Consider the following 20,187-nt stretch of genomic DNA (forward strand, 5'->3'; position numbering starts at 1 on the left):
TAAATAGCATTTTTTGTTGTCGAAACAATATTTTTCATGTAAAGTAAACCATTATTAAAAAAATTTCTAAAAATTAACAGAGGGAAAAGGAGTTCATGTATGAAGGAAAACAGAGAAACACTACATAAAACACTCAAACCTCATTGGGTATGGGCGCTTGCGTTAGGATCAGCGATTGGCTGGGGTGCTTTTGTGCAGCCGACCACTTGGATGGAATCAGCAGGTCCATTAGGAGTTATTATCGGCTTCTTTATCGGTGCTTTATTAATGTTATTAATTGCTGTGAGCTTTGGATTCCTCATTAAAAGCTTTCCGGTATCCGGCGGTGGCTTTGCATACGCCTATATTAGCCTAGGTAGGACACATGCCTTTATTTCTGGATGGTTTCTTACTTTAGGATATATTTGTATAGTTGCGTTAAATGCATCGGCATTTGCACTGATGATTAAATTTGTTTTTCCGCGTGTCATTGAAAATATCCCTTTGTACCAAATTGCCGGCTGGGACGTCTATTTAACAGAGATAATTGTTGCTACATTACTTCTTGTTCTATTTGGTATTGCCAATTTTCGAGGATCTAGTTTGTCAGGAAGTATCCAATTCATATTTTGTGTGATTATGATTGGCGCTATTTTTGTTTTACTACTGTTTGTTGGAATACAGCCAAGTGCCGGGTTACAAAATATCGCAACGCTGTTTCCGAGTGATACGACACCAGTTGCCGCCATTATATCCATTGTTGCGATTGCGCCGTGGGCGTATGTTGGATTTGATAATGTTCCGCAAACAGCAGAGGAGTTTAATTTCCCTGCAAAAAAAGCATTCAGCCTGATTGTTTTTGCGATTTTGGCAGCAGCTACTTTATATAGCATCATGATTATTGTGACATCCATGGTTCGGCCATGGGAAGGTGTGGTTGAAGAAGGGCATATCTGGGGAACAGGCTATATTATTCAAGAGCTGCTTGGTCCGTTAGGAATGGCGATTCTAGCCGTAGCTTTAGCGATGGGAATATTTACTGGTTTAAATGGTTTTATTATCTCTTCCAGTCGTTTAATGCTTTCCATGGCCCGGGCGAACATCCTGCCTAGTAGTTTTGGAAGGCTTCACCCCAAATACAACACGCCTTACGTAGGCATTATATTTGCGGTAGTTGTCTCCATGGTAGCGCCGTGGTTTGGCAGAGAAGCTTTATTATGGGTAGTAGATATGTCATCGATCGGTGTCACAATTGCTTATTTATATACATGCTATGCAGGTTTTTCCTTATTTAGGATGAAGAAAGACCACACATTTAATGAAAAAAGACATATAGTAGCTCCAGGTAAAAAAGTATTAGCATTTTTAGGAATGGTGGCAAGTATCATATTTTTAGCACTCTTGTTAATTCCTGGCTCCCCAGCGTTTTTAGGGTTGGAATCCAGAATTTCGTTAGCGGTATGGATCGTATTAGGGCTTATCTTTTATCTGATCAAAAGAAAAGATTTAAACAGCTTATCTGATAAAGAGATGAATTACCGGATATTAGGAAAAGAAGAAATTGAAATTGAAAAAGAGAGAGAATAAGATATGAAAAAAACGAGTGCATTGCCTTACGAATGCACTCGTTTTTTCGATGATAAATATAGAATTAATAGAAACGCTTAAAGCTATCGAAATGAGAGCTCCAGTAAGAGTTATCTAGTGATGTGATCGTAACACCAGTAGAAGATCCTGCATGAAGGAACTGATTATTACCAAGATAGATTCCCATATGAGAAGGACCAGATTTATAAGTTCCAGAGAAGAATACTAAATCTCCTGCTTGTGGATTGCTGATTGTCTGTGCTCTATCATAATATCCTGCAACGCTAGTGCGAGGAATATTTTTACCTGCTTGATTATAAACATAATGGATGAATCCACTGCAATCAAAACCGCCAGGAGAACTGCCGCCCCATACGTAAGGGTCTCCCTGCTGCTCTTTTCCAACGGAGATAAGTGTATCTACATTATAACCTGCACTAGATGATGAGCTATTGGAAGAGCTATTTGATGAACCAGAACTACTGTTTGAATTGCTACTATTAGAAGAGCTAGAACTACTAGAACCATTTACTTTTAATGTCTGTCCAACAATGATTAAATCTGATGATAGATTATTGATAGATTTTAAGTTAGATACTGTTGTACCATGCTGGCTAGCGATTTTAGAAAGGCTGTCGCCAGATTTTACCTTGTACGTGCTGGAAGATGAATTGCTTGAGCTGGAAGAACTAGATCCAGAATTGGAATTCGAGCTTGAACTAGAGCTGCCAGAGCTAGAACTGCTAGAACCACTGTTGCTGACCTTTAGTGTGTTTCCAGGATAAATTAATGTTGTCGATAAATTATTCCACTTCATTAAGTTGTTTAGTGAAATACCATGCTGAGAGGCAATACCACTTAATGTATCACCAGATTTCACAGTGTATGTACTTCCGCTGGAACTGCTTGAGCTGGAATTAGAGCTTGAACTAGAATTTGAACTAGAAGAGCTTGAATTCGAGCTTGAAGATCCAGACGTTGTTAAAACCTGATTCGGGAAAATCATATCCGAAGAAAGATTGTTAAGAGATTTTAATTTGGATACGGTCGTTCCTTGACTTTGGGCAATCTTCCATAGGTTATCGCCACTTTTTACTTTGTAGGATGCTGCATCAGCGCTGTCTGTTGCTACCAAAGCAGATGCAATCGCTGCAGATGCAGTAACAGAAAAAATGATTTTTTTGTTTGCCATTTGTACGTTTTCCTCCTTAGTATGTAATGTTGGGGTGTGTAGATGTGTTTGAATATGATTTGTAAGGAGACCAAAGAGGGACCATAAAGAAAATAACTATATTCATTGTTATTTTCTAAAGCCTTGTCCGTACATATTATAATGAAGAAAAAAGTCCTGAATAGGTACGTAACAATCCTGGTACAAGCACAAATCTCATATTCCTTAAACAAAGATGTATTTTACTCTCAGAAGTTTATCCATTGTTAATTTTAGAGTATCATTTGATAGTTTTAAAATGAGGTATTACTAGATTCGTTTAATTACAACATAATACGAAAGTAATCTTGTAAATTTGTCGTTAGAAAAATAATCCAATAAATACATCTTTATAGAATTATATCGTTTTATAGATAATAATGGTAGGTTATATGGAGATTTGTAACATGTTTGTAATGTTTTAAAAATTAAGGTCTATAGAACTGCTTTTGAAAACATGTTTATTCGAAAATAAGTAATGAGTTGGATTTTTTGTATCCCTATCAAGAATATAATATAAATAAAAAGGACTAAAAAAAGGAATTGATTGGATTGTAAACCTTTGCAGGCGATATAAAAGATTATGAGACATTCTTTTAGTTGCAAGATAGAAAAGTAAAAGAAAACTATATATGCTATAAAACAATAGAATCTAAGCTCTTCCAATAAACTTTGAATAAATAACATTCGATAAAATATGTTATTTCCCGGGAAATAACAACAAAATATACATTTATTTAGAAGATAGCGTTATAATAAGGATAATATATATTATAAAGATAAACGGAGGAATACATTGTGGGACAAGAAGCGTTACTTATTAAAAACATTCAGGAAGCTTATCTACCAGAGGAAGTTTTGAAAAACGTATCTATCTTGGTAGAGGATGGGAGAATAGCAAATATCCTAACTCAAGAAGAAACAGCTAATTTATCATTTGCTGGAGAAGTTATTGATGTGAAAAATAACTTAAAATTACTTCCAGGATTTATAGATGCACATATCCATGGAGGATATGGTGTCGATATTATGGATGCTACGCCAGAAACCTTGCAGACACTTGCTGAAAACCTACCATCAGAAGGAACAACTAGTTACCTTGCAACTACCATCACACAATCTGATGAAGAAATTTCGAATGCTTTAAAAAATATTGCTGCATGGACAACTGACGGTCAAAAGCATGGTGCTGATTTAGCTGGTGTTCATTTAGAAGGCCCATTTGTGGAAGTGTCTAAAGCAGGAGCGCAGCCTAAACAATATATTACTGAACCGGATTTAGCTAAATTTCTAACATGGCAGGATGATGCAAGTGGACAAATACGGACAATCACAATGGCTCCTGAACATGATAAAACTGGTGAATTTATAAAAACACTAGCTAAATCTGGAGTAAATATCTCTGCAGGGCATACCGATGCTTCATTCCAGCAAATCAAAGATGCTACTAAATTAGGGGTTAGACAGCTGACGCATTTATGTAATGCTATGAACGGTATTCATCATCGTGATATAGGAGCGGTAGGAGCTTCCTTTCAATTAAAAGATCTACGGGCGGAACTGATTTCAGATGGTATTCATGTTGTACCGGAGATGCTTCAGCTTATTTTTGATAATGTGGGATCAGATCGGATCATTATGATTACTGATGCTATGCGAGCAAAAGGGCTAGAAGATGGAGAGTATGAGCTTGGCGGTCAACCTGTTATTGTGAAAAATGGGCAGGCTAATTTAAAGAGCGGCTCTTTAGCAGGGAGCGTCCTGACAATGATTGATGCGGTGAAAAATATGCTGCAATTAGATGGCGTTTCTTTACAAGATATTGTGAAAATGGCAGCAGTTAATCCAGCCCAGCAAGTTGGTATTTTTGATAGGAAGGGCAGTGTTGAGGTTGGGAAGGATGCGGATTTTGTTTTATTAAATGATGAGGTGGATATTGCTTATACGGTTTGTAGAGGTGAAGTGGTGTATCAAGAAAGGGAGTAAGGAAGGATTTTATATTAGAAAAACTAGCATTTGCTATAAAGAAAAGTGAATGCTAGTCTTTCTAAAAAATGTTTTACATATTTAGTTGGAAGCTTTTAAGATAATGTCTACTTAATTAGAGTATTCCTTTTTATGGATTTAAAGTTATTAACTTGCAGAATTTCTTCATTATTAATTGGTAACTAATTTAAATGGAGTTTCTACTTATTATCAAGCGTTGTTTCGCTTATTATCCTAAATATATTGTCAGTAAAAGATATTGTAACTAAATTGTAAAAAAAGAGTTTAAACTTGACATGGAAACGAGGGCAAACGCTTTCTTTATCAACAGGAAAAAACTTAACAAAAAGTATATGGTAAAATATATTGTATATGATATAATTCAACTTATGGCAAAAAACGACTATTAATTTAGTAGGTTAACAATTTAATATGAGTAAATTACTAGAGGAATTTCATATTACAAATTCTATTAATGCAACATATTGGATAACTTATTAGCGGTAATTATCCAAATAATTTTAAAGTAATAAGACTTCAAAAAATGATTTTAATTAGGTAATGGAGGTAAGGAAATGGAAGAAACGATATCTTTAAAGGAGATAGCCGAAGTTATTAAGAAACGGTTGGCGTTTATACTGACATTTATTTTAGGTGCGGCTTTTATTGCTGCAATACTTAGTTATTTTGTGTTAACACCTGAATACCAAAGTAGTTCGCAGTTTATTGTTAACCAGACGCAACAAGAGGAAGATCAGTTCACGCAATCAGATTTAAGAACAAATGTTGAAATTATAAATACATATAATGTGATTATTAGCAGTCCTGCTATCTTAACCCCGGTTATCGATGAACTAGGATTAGATTTAACAACAAATCAACTAGCAGATAAAATTAATGTCAGCAGTGAAGAAGATTCTCAAGTTGTAACAGTAACTGCAACCGATGAGGATCCAGTACAGGCTGTGAATATTGCTAATACAACGGTAGAAATATTTCAAGAAGAGATTCCGTCAATTATGAATGTTGATAACGTGGCAGTCTTAACACAGGCTGAGTTGTCAGAGAATCCATCACCTGTAGCACCGAATCCAATATTAAATATTGCGATTGGAATAGTACTTGGAGCTATGTTTGGAGTAGGAATTGCATTTTTACTTGAGTACTTAGACAATACCATCAAAACTGAACAAGATGTTTCTAAGGAATTAAACGTGCCAGTGCTTGGAGTTATTTCTCATGTTGATGAAGATGATATTAGAGGACTGCAACAAGGTAATACCGAACAAACTGAAACAACGGGAAGGAGGGGTTTAAATGGCGCGAAAAAAACAGTTTAATGTAGGAAGTAAAATGCGACATTTAATTACAAATATCAATCCCCGTTCTCCTATTTCTGAACAATATCGTACTGTGAGAACCAATTTGCAATTTGCATCTGTAGATAATGAAGTAAGAAGCATGTTGCTTACTTCTGCCGGTCCAGCAGAAGGAAAGTCAATGACAACGGCTAATTTAGCTGTTGTGTATGCACAACAGGGAAAGAAAGTATTACTTGTGGATGCTGATTTACGTAAACCTACCATTCACTATACTTTCCGTTTAGATAACTTACGTGGATTAAGTAATATTTTAGTAGGCGAAACAACCTTGGAAGAAACGGTTGGAACCTCTGATATTACAAATTTAGATGTAATTTCCTGCGGACCGATACCACCTAATCCATCTGAATTATTAGGTTCAAGAAGAATGCAGGCATTTATTGAAACTGTAAAAGAAAAATATGATATGGTGATTTTTGATATGCCGCCAGTGCTTGCTGTGACAGATGCGAAAATTTTAGCTAATTATGTCGACGGAGCAATTTTAGTTGTACGCAGTAAAAAAACGGAAAATGAGGCAGCGAAACAAGCTTTAGAAGCATTAGAATCTGTTCACGCGAATGTTCTAGGTGTGGTCCTAAATGATAGAGATAAAAAAGAAGCAAATTATTATTACTACTATGGTAGTTGAAATGTAAAAAGAGCTCTTAATATAAGTGCTCTTTTTATTGAAACCCAATAGGTATTTGCAATAGTTAAACATTTAAGGAATATTGCGAAAACTCCGTTGAGGTTAACTAGTGAATAAGCTATACTATTAATAAATAGAATAGGACTTCCGATAGTATAATATTTCTTTTTTTCGATGTTGGGAGGAGAAAATAATGATTGATATACATACACATATTTTACCAGGTGTAGATGATGGAGCAAAATCAGAAGAAGATAGTATTGCGATGGCTAAGCAGGCTGTTGAACAAGGTATCCGTACAATCATTGCGACGCCGCATCATTATAATGGCTCCTATTTTAATGATAAAGCGTCTATTCTTCGTAATGTATCAATATTAAATGAATTATTCAAGAATGAGGGTATTCCTTTGGACGTATTGCCCGGGCAAGAAACGAGAATTTATGGTGAAATTCTGCAAGGTATAGAAAATGATGAGATTCTTTCCTTAAATGATACAAAATTTCTTTTTATTGAATTCCCTTCTGCAAGTGTACCGCAGTATGCCAAGCAGATGCTTTTTGACATTCAAATGAAGGGGCTCACACCTATTATTGTTCATCCAGAAAGAAATATAGAGTTATTAGAAAACCCTAATCTACTATATGATTTTGTAAAAAATGGTGCATTAAGCCAAGTTACTGCAGGTAGTCTAGTCGGTAAATTTGGAAAGGATATAAAAAAGTATACAGAACAGCTGATTGAATGCAATCAAACGCATTTTATTGCATCGGATGCTCATAATATCAAATCGAGAAAATTTGTCATGGATGAAGCTTTTGAGGCAGTTAAAAAAACATATGGAACTGATTTTGTCTATTTATTTCAAGAAAATAGTCAACTGCTGGTAAACAATAAAAATGTAAACCGTATGGAACCTAGTTTACCAAAGAAAAAGAAATTTTTAGGTATATTCTAATTAAACACTTCTAGTCGGTTTCTATACAAAAATGATTTTGAGAGGAAGGGAGATTCTCCCATGACATACAAAAAAAGATTAGCACTTTTAATACTTTTAGACTCACTTATTGTTACGTCATCAGTATTTATTGCTTTCTGGATGGTTTATCCATCCTACCCAGATAGTTTATTAGTAGATGAGCTTTGGATCAGCGCTATTGCATTTTTGATTTTTCATCATATTTTTGCCTTTATTTTTAAGTTATATAATAAAGTCTGGTCTTATGCAAGTATAAGAGAGTTGATCGCGATTGTTAAAGCTGTAACACTAACAATTATTTCCGTAGGTGTTGTACAGTATTTTATTAATGATCAAATTTTCCGCCGTGCTTTAGTAATAACATGGCTTTTACATATTGTCTTAATTGGAGGATCCCGTTTTGTATGGCGATTAACAAGAGACCATTATATAAACAAAAAGGGAGAAAATCAAAAGCGTACGTTAATAATTGGCGCTGGGGCTGCAGGTGTAATGATTGCCCGTCAGCTGCAAAATGAAAGTGAAAAAGCTGAGTTATATCCTATTGGCTTTATTGATGATGATTTAACGAAACAAAAGATGGAAATACTTAGTTTACCAGTTATTGGTATGTCTAAAGATATACCGGAAATGGTAGAAAAAATGCAGGTTGAACATATTGTTATTGCCATCCCCTCATTACATAACGGTGTATTAAAAAAGTTAATTAATCAATGTAATGAAACAGGGGTTTCTGTACAATTGCTTCCAAGAATTGAAGATTTAATGACGGGGAAGATTTCTGTTAGTAATTTAAAGAATGTCGAAGTTGAGGACTTATTGGGAAGATCTCCTGTTAAATTAGATATTGGCGCTATCTCTGAGTATGTGACAGGAACAACAGTGATGGTCACAGGAGCAGGAGGCTCAATTGGTTCAGAAATTAGTCGTCAGCTAATGCGTTTCTCACCAAAAAAACTATTACTGGTTGGGCATGGTGAATTTAGTATTTATAATATTGATATGGAATTAAAAACTACTTTAGAACAAATTGATACAGAAATCATTCCTATTATAGGTGATATCCAAGATAGAGAACGTATTTTTAATATTGTTCAAGAGCATCAGCCTTCGATTATTTATCATGCAGCAGCACATAAGCATGTCCCATTAATGGAATATAATCCGCATGAGGCTGTGAAAAATAATATTATTGGCACAAAAAATGTTGCAGAGGCTGCAGATACATTTGGTGTGTCAAAATTTGTGATGGTATCGACTGATAAAGCGGTAAACCCAACTAATGTGATGGGAGCAAGCAAACGAATTGCGGAAATGATAGTACAAGGGCTGGCGCAACAAAGTAGCACGAAATTTGTAGCCGTTCGATTTGGAAATGTACTTGGCAGCCGAGGCAGCGTTATTCCGTTATTTAAAAAACAAATTGCTAATGGAGGCCCCGTTACCGTAACTCATGAAGAAATGACAAGGTATTTTATGACCATACCGGAAGCATCCCGTCTGGTGATTCAAGCTGGAACTCTTGCCAAAGGTGGCGAAATCTTTGTATTAGATATGGGGGAACCTGTCAAAATTTCTGATTTAGCGAAGAATTTAATCAAATTGTCTGGGTTTACAGAGGCCGAAATCCCGATTAAATACTCTGGCTTACGGCCAGGTGAGAAAATGTATGAAGAACTTCTTAATGAGGATGAAGTGTTTCCTGATCAAGTCTATGAAAAAATTTATGTTGGACGTACGGTAGAAGTCGATAGACAATTGATTATAGATTTACTAGATCAGTACGAGGATTATCATAATGTCGAACTGAAAGAAGAAATGATGAAAATTGTTTTTGCGGAACGTCGAGTACTTGAAGCCATGAAAGCTTAATTTCATCATCAATCTAGGAGCGTGTGAAATGAAAACTATCAGAAAAGCTATTATTCCGGCAGCTGGCTTGGGAACGAGGTTTTTACCGGCAACAAAAGCAATGCCAAAGGAAATGCTGCCAATTGTGGATAAGCCAACGATCCAGTATATTATTGAAGAAGCGATTGAATCAGGTATTGAGGATATTATTATTGTTACTGGAAAAGGGAAGCGTGCGATTGAGGATCATTTTGATCATAATTTTGAATTAGAAGATACATTAGTAAAAAAAGAGAAATTTGATATATTAGAGAAAGTAAATTATGCTTCTAATGTTGATTTACACTATATTCGTCAAAAAGAGCCTAAAGGATTAGGTCATGCGGTGTGGAGTGCTCGTAAATTTATTGGAAATGATCCATTTGCTGTTTTGCTTGGCGATGATATTGTACAAGCCGAAACGCCAGGATTACGTCAGTTAATTGACCAATATGAAGAGACACAAAGTTCCATTGTCGGTGTACAGCAGGTTCCAGAGGAAGATACATCACGTTATGGTATTGTGGACCCGAAAACTGCAGAAGGACGTCGTTATATGGTGAATCATTTTGTCGAAAAGCCGGCTCCGGGAACAGCACCTTCTAATTTAGCAATTATGGGAAGGTATGTTTTTAATCCAGAAATTTTTCGGTTCCTTGATAAGCAACAAATAGGAGCGGGCGGAGAGATTCAATTAACGGATGCGATTCAAATGTTGAACGAAATTCAGCCTGTTTATGCTTATGATTTTGAAGGACGTCGATATGATGTTGGGGAGAAATTAGGGTTTGTAAAAACAACAATTGAACTGGCATTAGAAAATGATGAAATTAAAGATGAGTTATATCAATTTTTAATAGATATTGTAAAGAACGTGAAAGTGAAGTAATTACATGAAGGAATAACACCTCGAGGAAGGAAGTTTTAACCATGTCTGAACGTATTTTTCTTTCTTCACCTCATATGAGTGAAGAAGGGTATGAACAACAATATGTCCAAGAAGCATTTGATACAAATTGGATTGCACCATTAGGAACCAATGTAAATGAATTTGAAAATGAATTAGCAGAAAAAGTAGGAATTAAATCCGCAGCAGCTTTGTCATCTGGAACAGCGGCGATACACCTTGCTTTAAAAGCTGCTGGTGTTGAAGAAGGAGATATCGTATTCTGTTCTACATTAACATTTTCTGCTACTGCTAATCCTATTATGTATCAGCATGCTACTCCTGTTTTTATAGATAGTGATGAAAAAACATGGAATATGGATCCGGTAGCATTAGAAGAGGCCTTTGAAAAATATCCGGAAGTGAAAGCAGTTATTGTTGTTCACCTGTATGGCTTATCTGCTGATATGGATAGAATTGTGGATATTTGTAAGAAGCATGATGTAGCATTAATAGAAGATGCTGCAGAATCATTAGGCGGCTATTACAAAGATAAGCATACGGGTACGTTTGGAGATTACGGGATTTTTTCATTCAATGGAAATAAAATAATTACAACTTCTGGCGGTGGAATGCTAGTTTCGAACAATGAAGAAAAGGTTGCCAAAGCTCGTTTTTGGGCTACACAATCAAGAGATCAAGCTCGTCATTATCAGCATAGTGAAATAGGTTATAACTATAGAATGAGTAATGTGACAGCTGGAATAGGCAGAGGACAACTTAAGGTTTTAGACCAGCGAGTAGAAAAGAAAAAGTACATATATGATTTTTATAAGCGTGAGTTGGGAGATCTAGAAGGTATTGAATTTATGCCAGTAAATGAATGGGACAGGCCTAATTACTGGTTGAGCTCTATTCAATTAACTGGAAAAGTGAGACCAATTGATATTTTTGAAGCTTTAGAAAAAGAGAATATTGAATCTCGACCAGTGTGGAAACCAATGCACATGCAGCCGTTTTTTGAGCAATATGATTTTGTTGGGCAGGGAGTGTCTGAGAAATTATTTGAGAATGGGGTTTGTTTGCCTAGTGATACGAAGCTAAAAGATGAAGAGATGAATAAGGTTGTTAGTATTATAAAAGGGGTGTGGGAATAGAAATGAAAAAAACTAGAGCAGGGATTTATCAAAGTTATATAAAAAGACCTCTTGATTTTATATTATCCCTACTAGCAATTATTATATTAAGTCCTATATTTATAATTGTAAGTTTTCTAGTTAGGATAAAACTTGGAAGTCCTATTTTATTCAAACAAGAGCGCCCAGGTTTAAATGAACAAATATTTACCATGTGTAAATTTCGTACTATGACAGACGAAAAGGATGAAAATGGAGAGTTACTCCTTGATGAAGTTAGACTAACTAAATTTGGTAAATTTTTACGATCTACTTCATTAGATGAGCTCCCAGGCTTATTTAATATACTAAAAGGAGATATGTCAATAATTGGACCACGTCCACTTTTAATAGAGTATCTTTCGTTATATAATGATCGGCAAAAAAGAAGACATGAAGTTAGACCAGGCCTTTCGGGTTTGGCTCAAGTAAATGGAAGAAACGCAATAACTTGGGAAGAAAAATTTAACTTGGATGTCAAATATATTGATAATATTTCTTTTATAGGTGACTGTAAGATTGTGTTATTAACTATTAAAAAAGCGTTTGTCAGAGAAGGTATTAATTTCGAAAACGGAACTACAAGTAATAAATTTGAAGGTTCTAATAAAAATTCAAATTAGAAAATATAAATGAGGATTCATATGAAAAAATTAGTTATTATTGGCAGTGGTGGCTTTAGTAAGCAGGTTATTGAAATAGTCGAAAAGATAAATGATCAGTGCAAAACATATGATTTAATTGGTCTAATTGATGATAATAAAAGTTTTATTGGTGAAAAAATTTTAAATTATGAAGTGATAGGGACAACTGAGTATTTGTATGAATACTCACAAAACAATGAAGTATATGGTGTTATTGCGATAGCAAATGCAGAAGTTAAGAAACAATTAAGTAATAAGTTGAGTCTTGTGAAATGGGTAAACTTAATCCATCCAGATGCAATTATTACAAATTATATAAATATGGGAATTGGAAATATTATTTGTGGTGGTGTAATAATAAATCCAGATTGCACTATTCATAACCATTGTCATATAAATATTGGTTCTACCTTTGGACATGATGTTACTTTAATGGATTTCATTACAGTAATGCCTGGATGTAAAATATCTGGGAATGTAACCTTGGAAAATAGTAGCATGATAGGTACTGGTTCAACTATTATTCAAGGAATAACTATTAAAGAAAAATCGGTATTAGGTGCCGGTGCGGTAGTGATTAATCATATTGATAAGCAGAGTCTATATGTTGGAGTTCCGGCGAAGAAAGTGAAGGAATTATAGAAGATTTATGTAGCAGAAGGTTATGGATTTAAATACAGGAGGATTCATGATGTTAGATTTTATTAAAAGGAATGCTTTTTGGACACTAGATTTTTTTAGAGGTAGTAAGGTTAGAAAAGCATATAAGAATTTAAATAAATATTATCACTTAGATAGCAATTCTTCAAAATTAGAGAAGTATCAAAAAAAAACATTGAATTCTCTTTTAGACCAAGCTGTCAACAATACAATATATTACAAAAAATTTAAAAACAAAAAAGACTTGTCATCATTTCCAGTAGTTAATAAAAAAAAAATTAATGATAAGCAAGAAGAGTTTTTATCTAAAAAGTACACACGAGAAAACCTTATTCAGATGTCTACGAGTGGGTCAACAGGCACGCCATTCGTATCTTATCAAAATATTAATAAAAAAAGATGTGTGAATGCGGAAACTATTTTTTTTAATGGGAAAGCTGGATATAATGTAGGTTCAAAATTAGTTTATCTACGGTCTTTGAATCTTAAAAATAATAAAACAAAATTGAAGCAAAAGATTCAAAATGAAAAATTGATTGATATTGCTGAATTAGATGATACTAATATTGAATATTTATTTGAGCAAATTGAGAGATTTACAAATAAACAGAGTGCAACAATGCTTTCGTATGCATCAACTTATGATACATTAAGTAATTATTTTAAGAAATATGGGTTTGATAAGGCAAAAAAATGTAATATACATGGAATACTTAGTACTTCTGAAATTTTATTTGACGAGACCAGAAGGTACATGTCTGAAGCATTTAACTGCAATTGTTATTCCAGATATGCAAATATGGAAAATGGAATGTTAGGACAAGATACCCCGAAGCATCCTAATACGTTCATTTTAAATGAAGCAAATTATTATATAGAAATCTTAAGAATGGATTCAGATATTCCAGCAGATTTCGGTGAAACAGGTAGGATAGTAGTAACTGACTTATACAACTATGCAATGCCGATGATTAGATATGATACGGGTGATGTTGGAACATTTACCTACGTCGATTTAAAAGGAAAAAAGAAAAAAGCCATTACAAACTTTGGTGGAAGAAAAATAGATATGATAACTGATGTAAAAGGAAATACTATCTCACCTCATAAAATTTCTGTTACTTTTTGGAATTTCCCAGAACTGAAACAATTTCAATTTATTCAAGAAGACAATAAGACGTATAGTATATTATTAATGTTAAAAACAGATTTTGATAGAGGAAACGAATTAATAGATAAGTTAAAAGCTATTTTAGGTGAAAAAGCTGTTATTAATATTAAAGTTGTAGAATCAATACCTGTGCTGGATTCAGGTAAAAGGAAATATATAATTAATAAAAATTTATAGAACTGAGGATTGGTTAATGTCTAAAGTTAAATATATAAACGAAAGATTAAATAAAATTAAAATGATGATGAACAATTTTATTGAAGAAGATTTAAATGTGTTTCAAAAAACAAGAATATTAGCGGATTTAGGATTATCTATATTTGTTTATGGTTCTGGGATTAATGATTATTTTCAATATCAATTTTATAAACGCAAACATATTGATAGAAAGAATTTTGTAGTCCATAGGAAAAGAATGAGAATAGTAAACACATTCAATAATAAAGAAGATAGAAAAATATTGGATTCAAAGAATTTTTTTAACAAGAAATATAATGAGTATGTACAAAGAGAATGGTTGGATGTGTCTAATTCGACATTTGAAGAATTTAATAATTTTACAATTCATAATAAGAAATTTATAGTTAAACCTATTGATGGCAGTCATGGCAAAGGAATCCGCATAGTAAATATTGATGAAGCATGGGATTTACATTCTTTGTATGAGGAACTGATAAAAGAAAAACCAATTATAGAAGAATTGATTGTACAAAATGAAGAAATTGCCGAGTTTAATCCTACATCTGTAAATACATTAAGAGTTGTAAGTCTTGTATGCCCTGATGGAGAAGTCAGGATAATGACAGCAAATTTTAGAGTTGGTAATGGGGAACGTTTCGCAGATAACTTCCATCACAATGGAATAGCAGCATTATTAAATGTTGATACAGGTATAGTTGTTACTTCAGGAATTGATATGAATTTTAATCGGTATTTAATACATCCAGAATCAAAGAAACAAATACTAGGATTTCGAGTCCCTTATTGGAATGAAGTTATTAAAACAGTAAAAAAAGCAGCTAGAGTCACTCCAACGGTTGGTTATATTGGCTGGGATGTGGCAATTGGAAAAAACGGGGAAATTATTATTCTTGAAGGAAATGCTGCAGCTGATCCAGATATTTCACAAATGCCTGATCAGATAGGAAAGTGGCCGTTATATGAGCAGTATGTACTTGAAAAACAAAAGTAATAAGTCATTACATCAATATAAATCTCTATGATTTTGAAAGGGTAATAATTATGAATAAAATTGATACTGATATTAAGGTTAGTTTTATAGGGGATATTATGTGTGAGAAACCTTTATTGAAAGCTGCCCAACAGGAAAATGATACCTTTAATTTTGATGATGTGTTTGTGAATATGAAGAATATATTTAAAGAGTCGGATTATATAGTAGGAAACTTAGAAACAGTATGTGCAGGGAAAGAAAAAAAATATACTAACCATATATATAATTTTAACACCCCAGATTCCTTTATAGAATCGATTGCAAAATCAGGTATTGATATGGTAACAACTGCAAATAATCACTGTCTCGATAGAGGAATATATGGTTTGAAACGAACTATCTCAATTTTAGACCAAAATAATGTAGAACATATTGGAACGTATAAATCTCCTAGTGAACAAGAAGAAGTTTTTACTAAAAGTGTAAATGGAATTAAAATTTCGTTTTTAAATTATACATATGGAACCAATTTGTTAGTGAATAAAATTATTTTGGATAACAATGAGAAGCATCATGTGAATTTGCTTAAGTCACAAAAAGATGAGATTGAATTGTTAAAAAAGAAGGAGGCAAATAAAAGTGTTAAATCTAGACTATTTAAAATCTTGTTTAAGATTATTAGTGTAGAAAAGTGGATAAAAATCAAGAAAAAATTAGGGATGACTCATAATAAAGCTTATAAAGATGATGAAGTTTATTTAGATAATGAATATCTTGAAAAAATAAAAAAAGATATACAAAAAGCGAAGGAATCTTCCGATCATGTCATTGTCTGTATGCATAGTGGAGGACAATTTAATGAAGCCCCAGGTAAGTTTACTGAGTATATGATGGACTTTATGAAAAAGAATGGAGTAGACACCGTTATTGGAACTCATCCACATGTAGTTCAAAAACATGAGATGAAAGATGATATGTTGGCAATTTATTCATTAGGTAATTTTAATATCTCTCCCAGTAGTGTTTACTTGATTGATGATGACTTGCCTGACTATGGGATTATGTTTCATTTATATCTAAAAAAAGACAATAATCAAGTCAAAGTAAGTAAAACCAGTTTCAGTATTTTAAAAATGCATGAAGATGCAAATGGATATGTAAAAACTTATCCTGTCGATGAACTTATACACCATTTAAATAATAAGGAAGAAAAAGAAAAATTAAAAGACAATGTAAAGAGAATATATAATAAATTTGCAGTTAATGAAAAAGAAAAAATAAGCATCCAAAGAGAATATGAGTTAGTAAATTAATTTATAATTATAAGCTAATTAATATTGGAAATCATGAGAGGAATTCTATAATGCAGGATATTAAAGTTAGTATTATTGTACCGGTTTATAATGCGGAACGTTATGTTAGTAATTGTATTGAAAGTATGTTGAAGCAAACTTATGAAAATATAGAAATTATTTTAGTTAATGATGGGTCTGTTGACTCTTCAGCAGAAATTATTGATAAATATGCAGCAGAGGATAATAGAATAAAATCCATACATATAGAAAATTCTGGAGTCTCAACAGCTAGAAACATAGCTTTAGATAATGCTGAAGGTGAATGGATTACATTTGTAGATAGTGATGATTGGATTGAACCAGAAATGATAGCTTTTGCAATTAATAAAGCAAAAGAAACTAACGCAGATATTGTTATGTGGACTTATTTTAAGAATTATGCAAATAAAGAAATGCCTCTGTCTCTTTTACCGGGAGGAAATCAAGTTATTACGGAAGATAAAAGCTTTTTTCATCTAAAAGCAATTTATTCAATGTATGGCGAAGATGAAGTAACTGAAAGTGTATCGTCAGGGACTGTATGGTGCAAATTATATAAAAAAACTATAATTGATGAAAATAATTTACAATTCAAAGTAGGATTAACTAGGGCGCAGGATACTGTATTTTCTATAAATGCAGTTATGAAAGCTAGTAAAATAGTTTACTATGAGAAACACTTATATCATTATAGAATAACAAATACATCAACTACTTCGGGTACAAAATTCATACAAAATACTGAGGAACCTTTTAATTTGTTATTAGATGAATTTTATTCTACTATTGAAAATTATAATGAAGAAAAATATTTCTCAGCTTTTTATGCAAGGACAATTCAAGTTCTAATGTGGCATCTAAAACATAATTATTTCCACCCTAATTTTAGGGGAGGGATATTTAAAAGAAGAAAAGAAATTATTAATCTGATAAAAAAAGATCCCTATAGTAAAGCTTTAAAGAAAATAGATTATAACTTATTACCAAAAAAAGAGAAGATAATGGCAATTTTATTGAGATATAAACTTGTAATAATGTTTTATAGTATATACCTTACACATGCGAAAATTGAAAATGCAAAAAATCAAAGATATGCATAAAATTCAAAAGAAGAGGAGGGTTCTGGCATGGAAGGAACTGTTAATGGAATGAAGCACGAACAATTGAGAAAAATAAATAGCTGGATGATAGCAATTCTTTTAACTGCAAGCTTTACAGCTAAGATGCTTGCCTCGTTAAATATTATTAACGAGGGCGCAATACCTATTTTCTTTATAGCTGCTTTATTAGTATCTTATTTTTCGGCTATTTTATTAGGCTTTAAATCTTTTAAAATAAACAAATATAGTGTCATATTAATTTATATTGTATTATTTAATTTCTTAATCAGTGTTTTCTTCTATGGTTCTTCTTCTTATGCTGTTAACTATTTTATAGAGTTTCTTGCGTTTGGAATGATTATCTATCTATTAACGTTAATTCCTTATGATGGAGATAAAATTATTTATAATGTAATGTTGATAGGTAATCTAATATTATTAAATCCAATTGGGTATGTGGAATTTATAACTTTAGAGAATCTGACTAGTAGGGTTAACATGGGTGCATCTTATGCAATGCTCATACCTGTAGCTGCAACAATAATATTTTTCTTCTTTAAAAGAAAAAAGAGAAAAAGTTTGCTCAATTTAATTAGTTATTTATCAAATGCTTATTTATTTATTCTTGTATTTATCGAAGGTACTCGTGGAGCTGTAATTGCTATATTATTATTGATTTTTTTAATTTGTTATATCAAGTTAAAAGTTAAAATAAGTAAGGGTATCTTATATATTTATCCTTTATTTTTAACACTTATTGGGATAGTGAGTTATATAATTTTTATTAATATAGAAAAGATTTTATTATGGATTGACCATACATTAAATAATATGGGTATTGAAATAGCTACAGTTACTAAGACAGTTCACATGATTGAAAATCAAGGATTAACAGGTGTTTTAAATGGACGTGATATAGTATACGAGAAATCTTGGAATTTAATTGAAACTTCACCTATATGGGGAAATGGCATTGGTAGTTATGCAAATTATAATAATGGTACTTATCCACATAATATATTTATACAGCTTTTAGTAGAAGGAGGGTTATTTCTAATAATACCATTTATTATATTGTTTTTAATAAGTATATGGTTATTGTTGAGAAATGGTGATAATAATAAAATGATAGAAGGTTTAGAGTCTAATTATTTTATTTTATTTTTATTTATCATTTGTATGCCCAAATTAATGTTATCTTCTTATTTATGGAGGGAACCAGCTTTCTGGTTATTATCTTTTGTACTTATTTCTATTTGCACAAAAATTTTTAATGCAAATAGTAAGGAATTAATAAAATTAAAGAAAGTTTAAGTTGTGTTAGATGAAGTTTGTCGAGTAGTTTATTAGTTAGAGAGGTATATTAAAATGAGAAATTTACCTAAACAAGAAGAAATAATGAGTTCTTGGAATGACAATATAGAAAATATTAAGGTGAGTATTTGTTGTACAGTTTATAATCATCAATCGTATATTGAAGATGCAATAACAGGTTTCCTAACACAGAAAACTAATTTTCCATTTGAAATATTAATACATGACGATGCTTCTATAGATAATTCTGCAATAATAATTGAAAAATATGCATCTATGTATCCACTAATTATTAAACCGATTATTCAGAAGAAGAACCAATATTCACAAGGGGTAAGAGTTAATTTTACATATAATTATTTAAGAGCAGATGGAAAATACATTGCACTATGTGAAGGAGATGATTATTGGACAGATATAAACAAATTGCAAAGCCAAGTAGATATAATGGAAAAAAACAAAGAAATTAAATTATGTATCCATGCAACAGGTGTATCCAAAGTAGTAGGAGATAAAATAGAGTCTTCTAAGATTAAATTAGATGATGAAGATAAAATTATAAGCCCTAATGAGATTATTTTAGGCGGTGGTGAGTATGGACATACATCGTCTTTCTTGTTTGAAAGAGAGATGATTATTGATCCACCACACTGGTATACTGCTTATCCTTCTGGAGATACACCAATGAGACTTTTGGCTGCTAGTAAAGGAAGTATATATTATTTAGATAAAGAAATGTCTGTATATAGACAGGGAGTAAGTGGATCATGGACAACCCGGATGAAAGATAATAACAATTTTATTAATCATTGGCAAAAAGCAATCAATATGTTTAATGAATACGATGAATTTACTGAGTTTAAATATTCTACAGCAATTCGAAAAAGAATAAGTGTGATAGCTTATACTATTTTAGATAGGATAAGTGATTCAAATCATAATCAGAAAGAAATAAAAATGTATTCTTCTTTATTAATTGGTAGTCAAAAAGTGAAGTATATGATTAAAATGAAATTTCCATACCTATTTAATATCTTGAAAGCTATTAAATAGGAGAATTTAACATTATTTATTAAGTGCAAAAG

The 20,187-nt window shown here is 32.4% G+C and carries 17 protein-coding genes; 16 read left to right on the forward strand and 1 reads right to left on the reverse strand.

Going from position 1 to position 20,187, the window contains the following annotated elements; translation table 11 throughout:
• The first annotated feature begins 99 nt into the window (after positions 1 to 99).
• Positions 100 to 1,566 (forward strand): APC family permease, encoded by a 1,467-nt coding sequence (locus BN986_RS03940; protein WP_040978332.1) that lies wholly within the window; start codon positions 100 to 102, stop codon positions 1,564 to 1,566.
• Between the two features lie 64 nt (positions 1,567 to 1,630).
• Here BN986_RS03940 and BN986_RS03945 read toward each other — a convergent pair whose 3' ends face one another.
• On the reverse strand, positions 1,631 to 2,758 hold the full coding sequence (locus BN986_RS03945; RefSeq protein ID WP_040978333.1) for a C40 family peptidase: 1,128 nt from the start codon (positions 2,756 to 2,758) through the stop codon (positions 1,631 to 1,633).
• 816 nt (positions 2,759 to 3,574) lie between these two features.
• Here BN986_RS03945 and nagA point away from each other — a divergent pair.
• From nagA to BN986_RS04020, 15 genes are all read left to right on the forward strand, one after another.
• The gene (nagA, locus tag BN986_RS03950; RefSeq protein ID WP_040978334.1) at positions 3,575 to 4,762 is read left to right on the forward strand and encodes an N-acetylglucosamine-6-phosphate deacetylase; all 1,188 of its coding nucleotides are present in this window, start codon (positions 3,575 to 3,577) and stop codon (positions 4,760 to 4,762) included.
• A 575-nt stretch (positions 4,763 to 5,337) separates the two neighbouring features.
• Positions 5,338 to 6,102 (forward strand): YveK family protein, encoded by a 765-nt coding sequence (locus BN986_RS03955; protein ID WP_040978336.1) that lies wholly within the window; start codon positions 5,338 to 5,340, stop codon positions 6,100 to 6,102.
• Positions 6,080 to 6,775: a CpsD/CapB family tyrosine-protein kinase gene (locus BN986_RS03960; protein WP_040978337.1), complete on the forward strand. Its 696-nt coding sequence runs from the start codon at positions 6,080 to 6,082 to the stop codon at positions 6,773 to 6,775. Before BN986_RS03955 ends, BN986_RS03960 begins: the two co-directional genes overlap by 23 nt.
• A gap of 193 nt (positions 6,776 to 6,968) precedes the next feature.
• Positions 6,969 to 7,733, forward strand: a complete 765-nt coding sequence (locus BN986_RS03965) for a tyrosine-protein phosphatase (RefSeq protein ID WP_040978338.1) — start codon at positions 6,969 to 6,971, stop codon at positions 7,731 to 7,733.
• A 60-nt stretch (positions 7,734 to 7,793) separates the two neighbouring features.
• Positions 7,794 to 9,626: a polysaccharide biosynthesis protein gene (locus BN986_RS03970; protein WP_040978339.1), complete on the forward strand. Its 1,833-nt coding sequence runs from the start codon at positions 7,794 to 7,796 to the stop codon at positions 9,624 to 9,626.
• A 28-nt stretch (positions 9,627 to 9,654) separates the two neighbouring features.
• Positions 9,655 to 10,533 carry a UTP--glucose-1-phosphate uridylyltransferase GalU gene (gene galU, locus BN986_RS03975; protein WP_040978340.1) on the forward strand — a complete coding sequence of 293 codons (879 nt, stop codon included), beginning with the start codon at positions 9,655 to 9,657 and terminating at the stop codon, positions 10,531 to 10,533.
• A 41-nt stretch (positions 10,534 to 10,574) separates the two neighbouring features.
• The gene (locus BN986_RS03980) at positions 10,575 to 11,687 is read left to right on the forward strand and encodes a DegT/DnrJ/EryC1/StrS family aminotransferase (RefSeq protein ID WP_040978341.1); all 1,113 of its coding nucleotides are present in this window, start codon (positions 10,575 to 10,577) and stop codon (positions 11,685 to 11,687) included.
• 2 nt (positions 11,688 to 11,689) lie between these two features.
• Positions 11,690 to 12,328 carry a sugar transferase gene (locus BN986_RS03985; RefSeq protein WP_040978342.1) on the forward strand — a complete coding sequence of 213 codons (639 nt, stop codon included), beginning with the start codon at positions 11,690 to 11,692 and terminating at the stop codon, positions 12,326 to 12,328.
• A 21-nt stretch (positions 12,329 to 12,349) separates the two neighbouring features.
• Complete coding sequence (locus BN986_RS03990; protein ID WP_040978343.1) at positions 12,350 to 12,991, forward strand: acetyltransferase; 642 nt, start codon at positions 12,350 to 12,352, stop codon at positions 12,989 to 12,991.
• A 49-nt stretch (positions 12,992 to 13,040) separates the two neighbouring features.
• The gene (locus BN986_RS03995; RefSeq protein ID WP_040978344.1) at positions 13,041 to 14,357 is read left to right on the forward strand and encodes a phenylacetate--CoA ligase family protein; all 1,317 of its coding nucleotides are present in this window, start codon (positions 13,041 to 13,043) and stop codon (positions 14,355 to 14,357) included.
• 16 nt (positions 14,358 to 14,373) lie between these two features.
• Positions 14,374 to 15,372 (forward strand): sugar-transfer associated ATP-grasp domain-containing protein, encoded by a 999-nt coding sequence (locus BN986_RS04000; RefSeq protein WP_040978345.1) that lies wholly within the window; start codon positions 14,374 to 14,376, stop codon positions 15,370 to 15,372.
• Positions 15,373 to 15,422: 50 nt separating this feature from the next.
• Positions 15,423 to 16,667 carry a CapA family protein gene (locus BN986_RS04005; protein WP_040978346.1) on the forward strand — a complete coding sequence of 415 codons (1,245 nt, stop codon included), beginning with the start codon at positions 15,423 to 15,425 and terminating at the stop codon, positions 16,665 to 16,667.
• 50 nt (positions 16,668 to 16,717) lie between these two features.
• Positions 16,718 to 17,788, forward strand: coding sequence for a glycosyltransferase family 2 protein (locus BN986_RS25660; RefSeq protein WP_052400618.1), 1,071 nt, complete (start codon positions 16,718 to 16,720; stop codon positions 17,786 to 17,788).
• 27 nt (positions 17,789 to 17,815) lie between these two features.
• A complete protein-coding gene (locus BN986_RS04015) occupies positions 17,816 to 19,102 on the forward strand; it encodes an O-antigen ligase family protein (protein ID WP_040978347.1) in 1,287 nt (428 codons plus the stop codon).
• 54 nt (positions 19,103 to 19,156) lie between these two features.
• The gene (locus BN986_RS04020; protein ID WP_052400619.1) at positions 19,157 to 20,155 is read left to right on the forward strand and encodes a glycosyltransferase; all 999 of its coding nucleotides are present in this window, start codon (positions 19,157 to 19,159) and stop codon (positions 20,153 to 20,155) included.
• The last annotated feature ends 32 nt before the right edge of the window (positions 20,156 to 20,187 follow it).

It is taken from the genome of Oceanobacillus jeddahensis (genome assembly GCF_000750635.1).
In the GTDB taxonomy this organism is placed as follows: Bacteria; Bacillota; Bacilli; order Bacillales; family Amphibacillaceae; genus Oceanobacillus; species Oceanobacillus jeddahense.

Excerpts from the sequence above, each read along its gene's own strand:
- BN986_RS03955 (WP_040978336.1), top strand. The coding sequence starts at position 5,338 with ATGGAAGAAACGATATCTTTAAAGGAGATAGCCGAAGTTATTAAGAAA.
- BN986_RS03940 (WP_040978332.1), top strand. The coding sequence starts at position 100 with ATGAAGGAAAACAGAGAAACACTACATAAAACACTCAAACCTCATTGG.
- BN986_RS25660 (WP_052400618.1), top strand. The coding sequence starts at position 16,718 with ATGCAGGATATTAAAGTTAGTATTATTGTACCGGTTTATAATGCGGAA.
- BN986_RS03985 (WP_040978342.1), top strand. The coding sequence starts at position 11,690 with ATGAAAAAAACTAGAGCAGGGATTTATCAAAGTTATATAAAAAGACCT.
- BN986_RS03960 (WP_040978337.1), top strand. The coding sequence starts at position 6,080 with ATGGCGCGAAAAAAACAGTTTAATGTAGGAAGTAAAATGCGACATTTA.
- BN986_RS04000 (WP_040978345.1), top strand. The coding sequence starts at position 14,374 with ATGTCTAAAGTTAAATATATAAACGAAAGATTAAATAAAATTAAAATG.
- BN986_RS04020 (WP_052400619.1), top strand. The coding sequence starts at position 19,157 with ATGAGAAATTTACCTAAACAAGAAGAAATAATGAGTTCTTGGAATGAC.
- BN986_RS04005 (WP_040978346.1), top strand. The coding sequence starts at position 15,423 with ATGAATAAAATTGATACTGATATTAAGGTTAGTTTTATAGGGGATATT.
- BN986_RS03945 (WP_040978333.1), bottom strand. The coding sequence starts at position 2,758 with ATGGCAAACAAAAAAATCATTTTTTCTGTTACTGCATCTGCAGCGATT.
- galU (WP_040978340.1), top strand. The coding sequence starts at position 9,655 with ATGAAAACTATCAGAAAAGCTATTATTCCGGCAGCTGGCTTGGGAACG.
- BN986_RS04015 (WP_040978347.1), top strand. The coding sequence starts at position 17,816 with ATGGAAGGAACTGTTAATGGAATGAAGCACGAACAATTGAGAAAAATA.
- BN986_RS03970 (WP_040978339.1), top strand. The coding sequence starts at position 7,794 with ATGACATACAAAAAAAGATTAGCACTTTTAATACTTTTAGACTCACTT.
- BN986_RS03990 (WP_040978343.1), top strand. The coding sequence starts at position 12,350 with ATGAAAAAATTAGTTATTATTGGCAGTGGTGGCTTTAGTAAGCAGGTT.
- BN986_RS03995 (WP_040978344.1), top strand. The coding sequence starts at position 13,041 with ATGTTAGATTTTATTAAAAGGAATGCTTTTTGGACACTAGATTTTTTT.
- BN986_RS03980 (WP_040978341.1), top strand. The coding sequence starts at position 10,575 with ATGTCTGAACGTATTTTTCTTTCTTCACCTCATATGAGTGAAGAAGGG.
- BN986_RS03965 (WP_040978338.1), top strand. The coding sequence starts at position 6,969 with ATGATTGATATACATACACATATTTTACCAGGTGTAGATGATGGAGCA.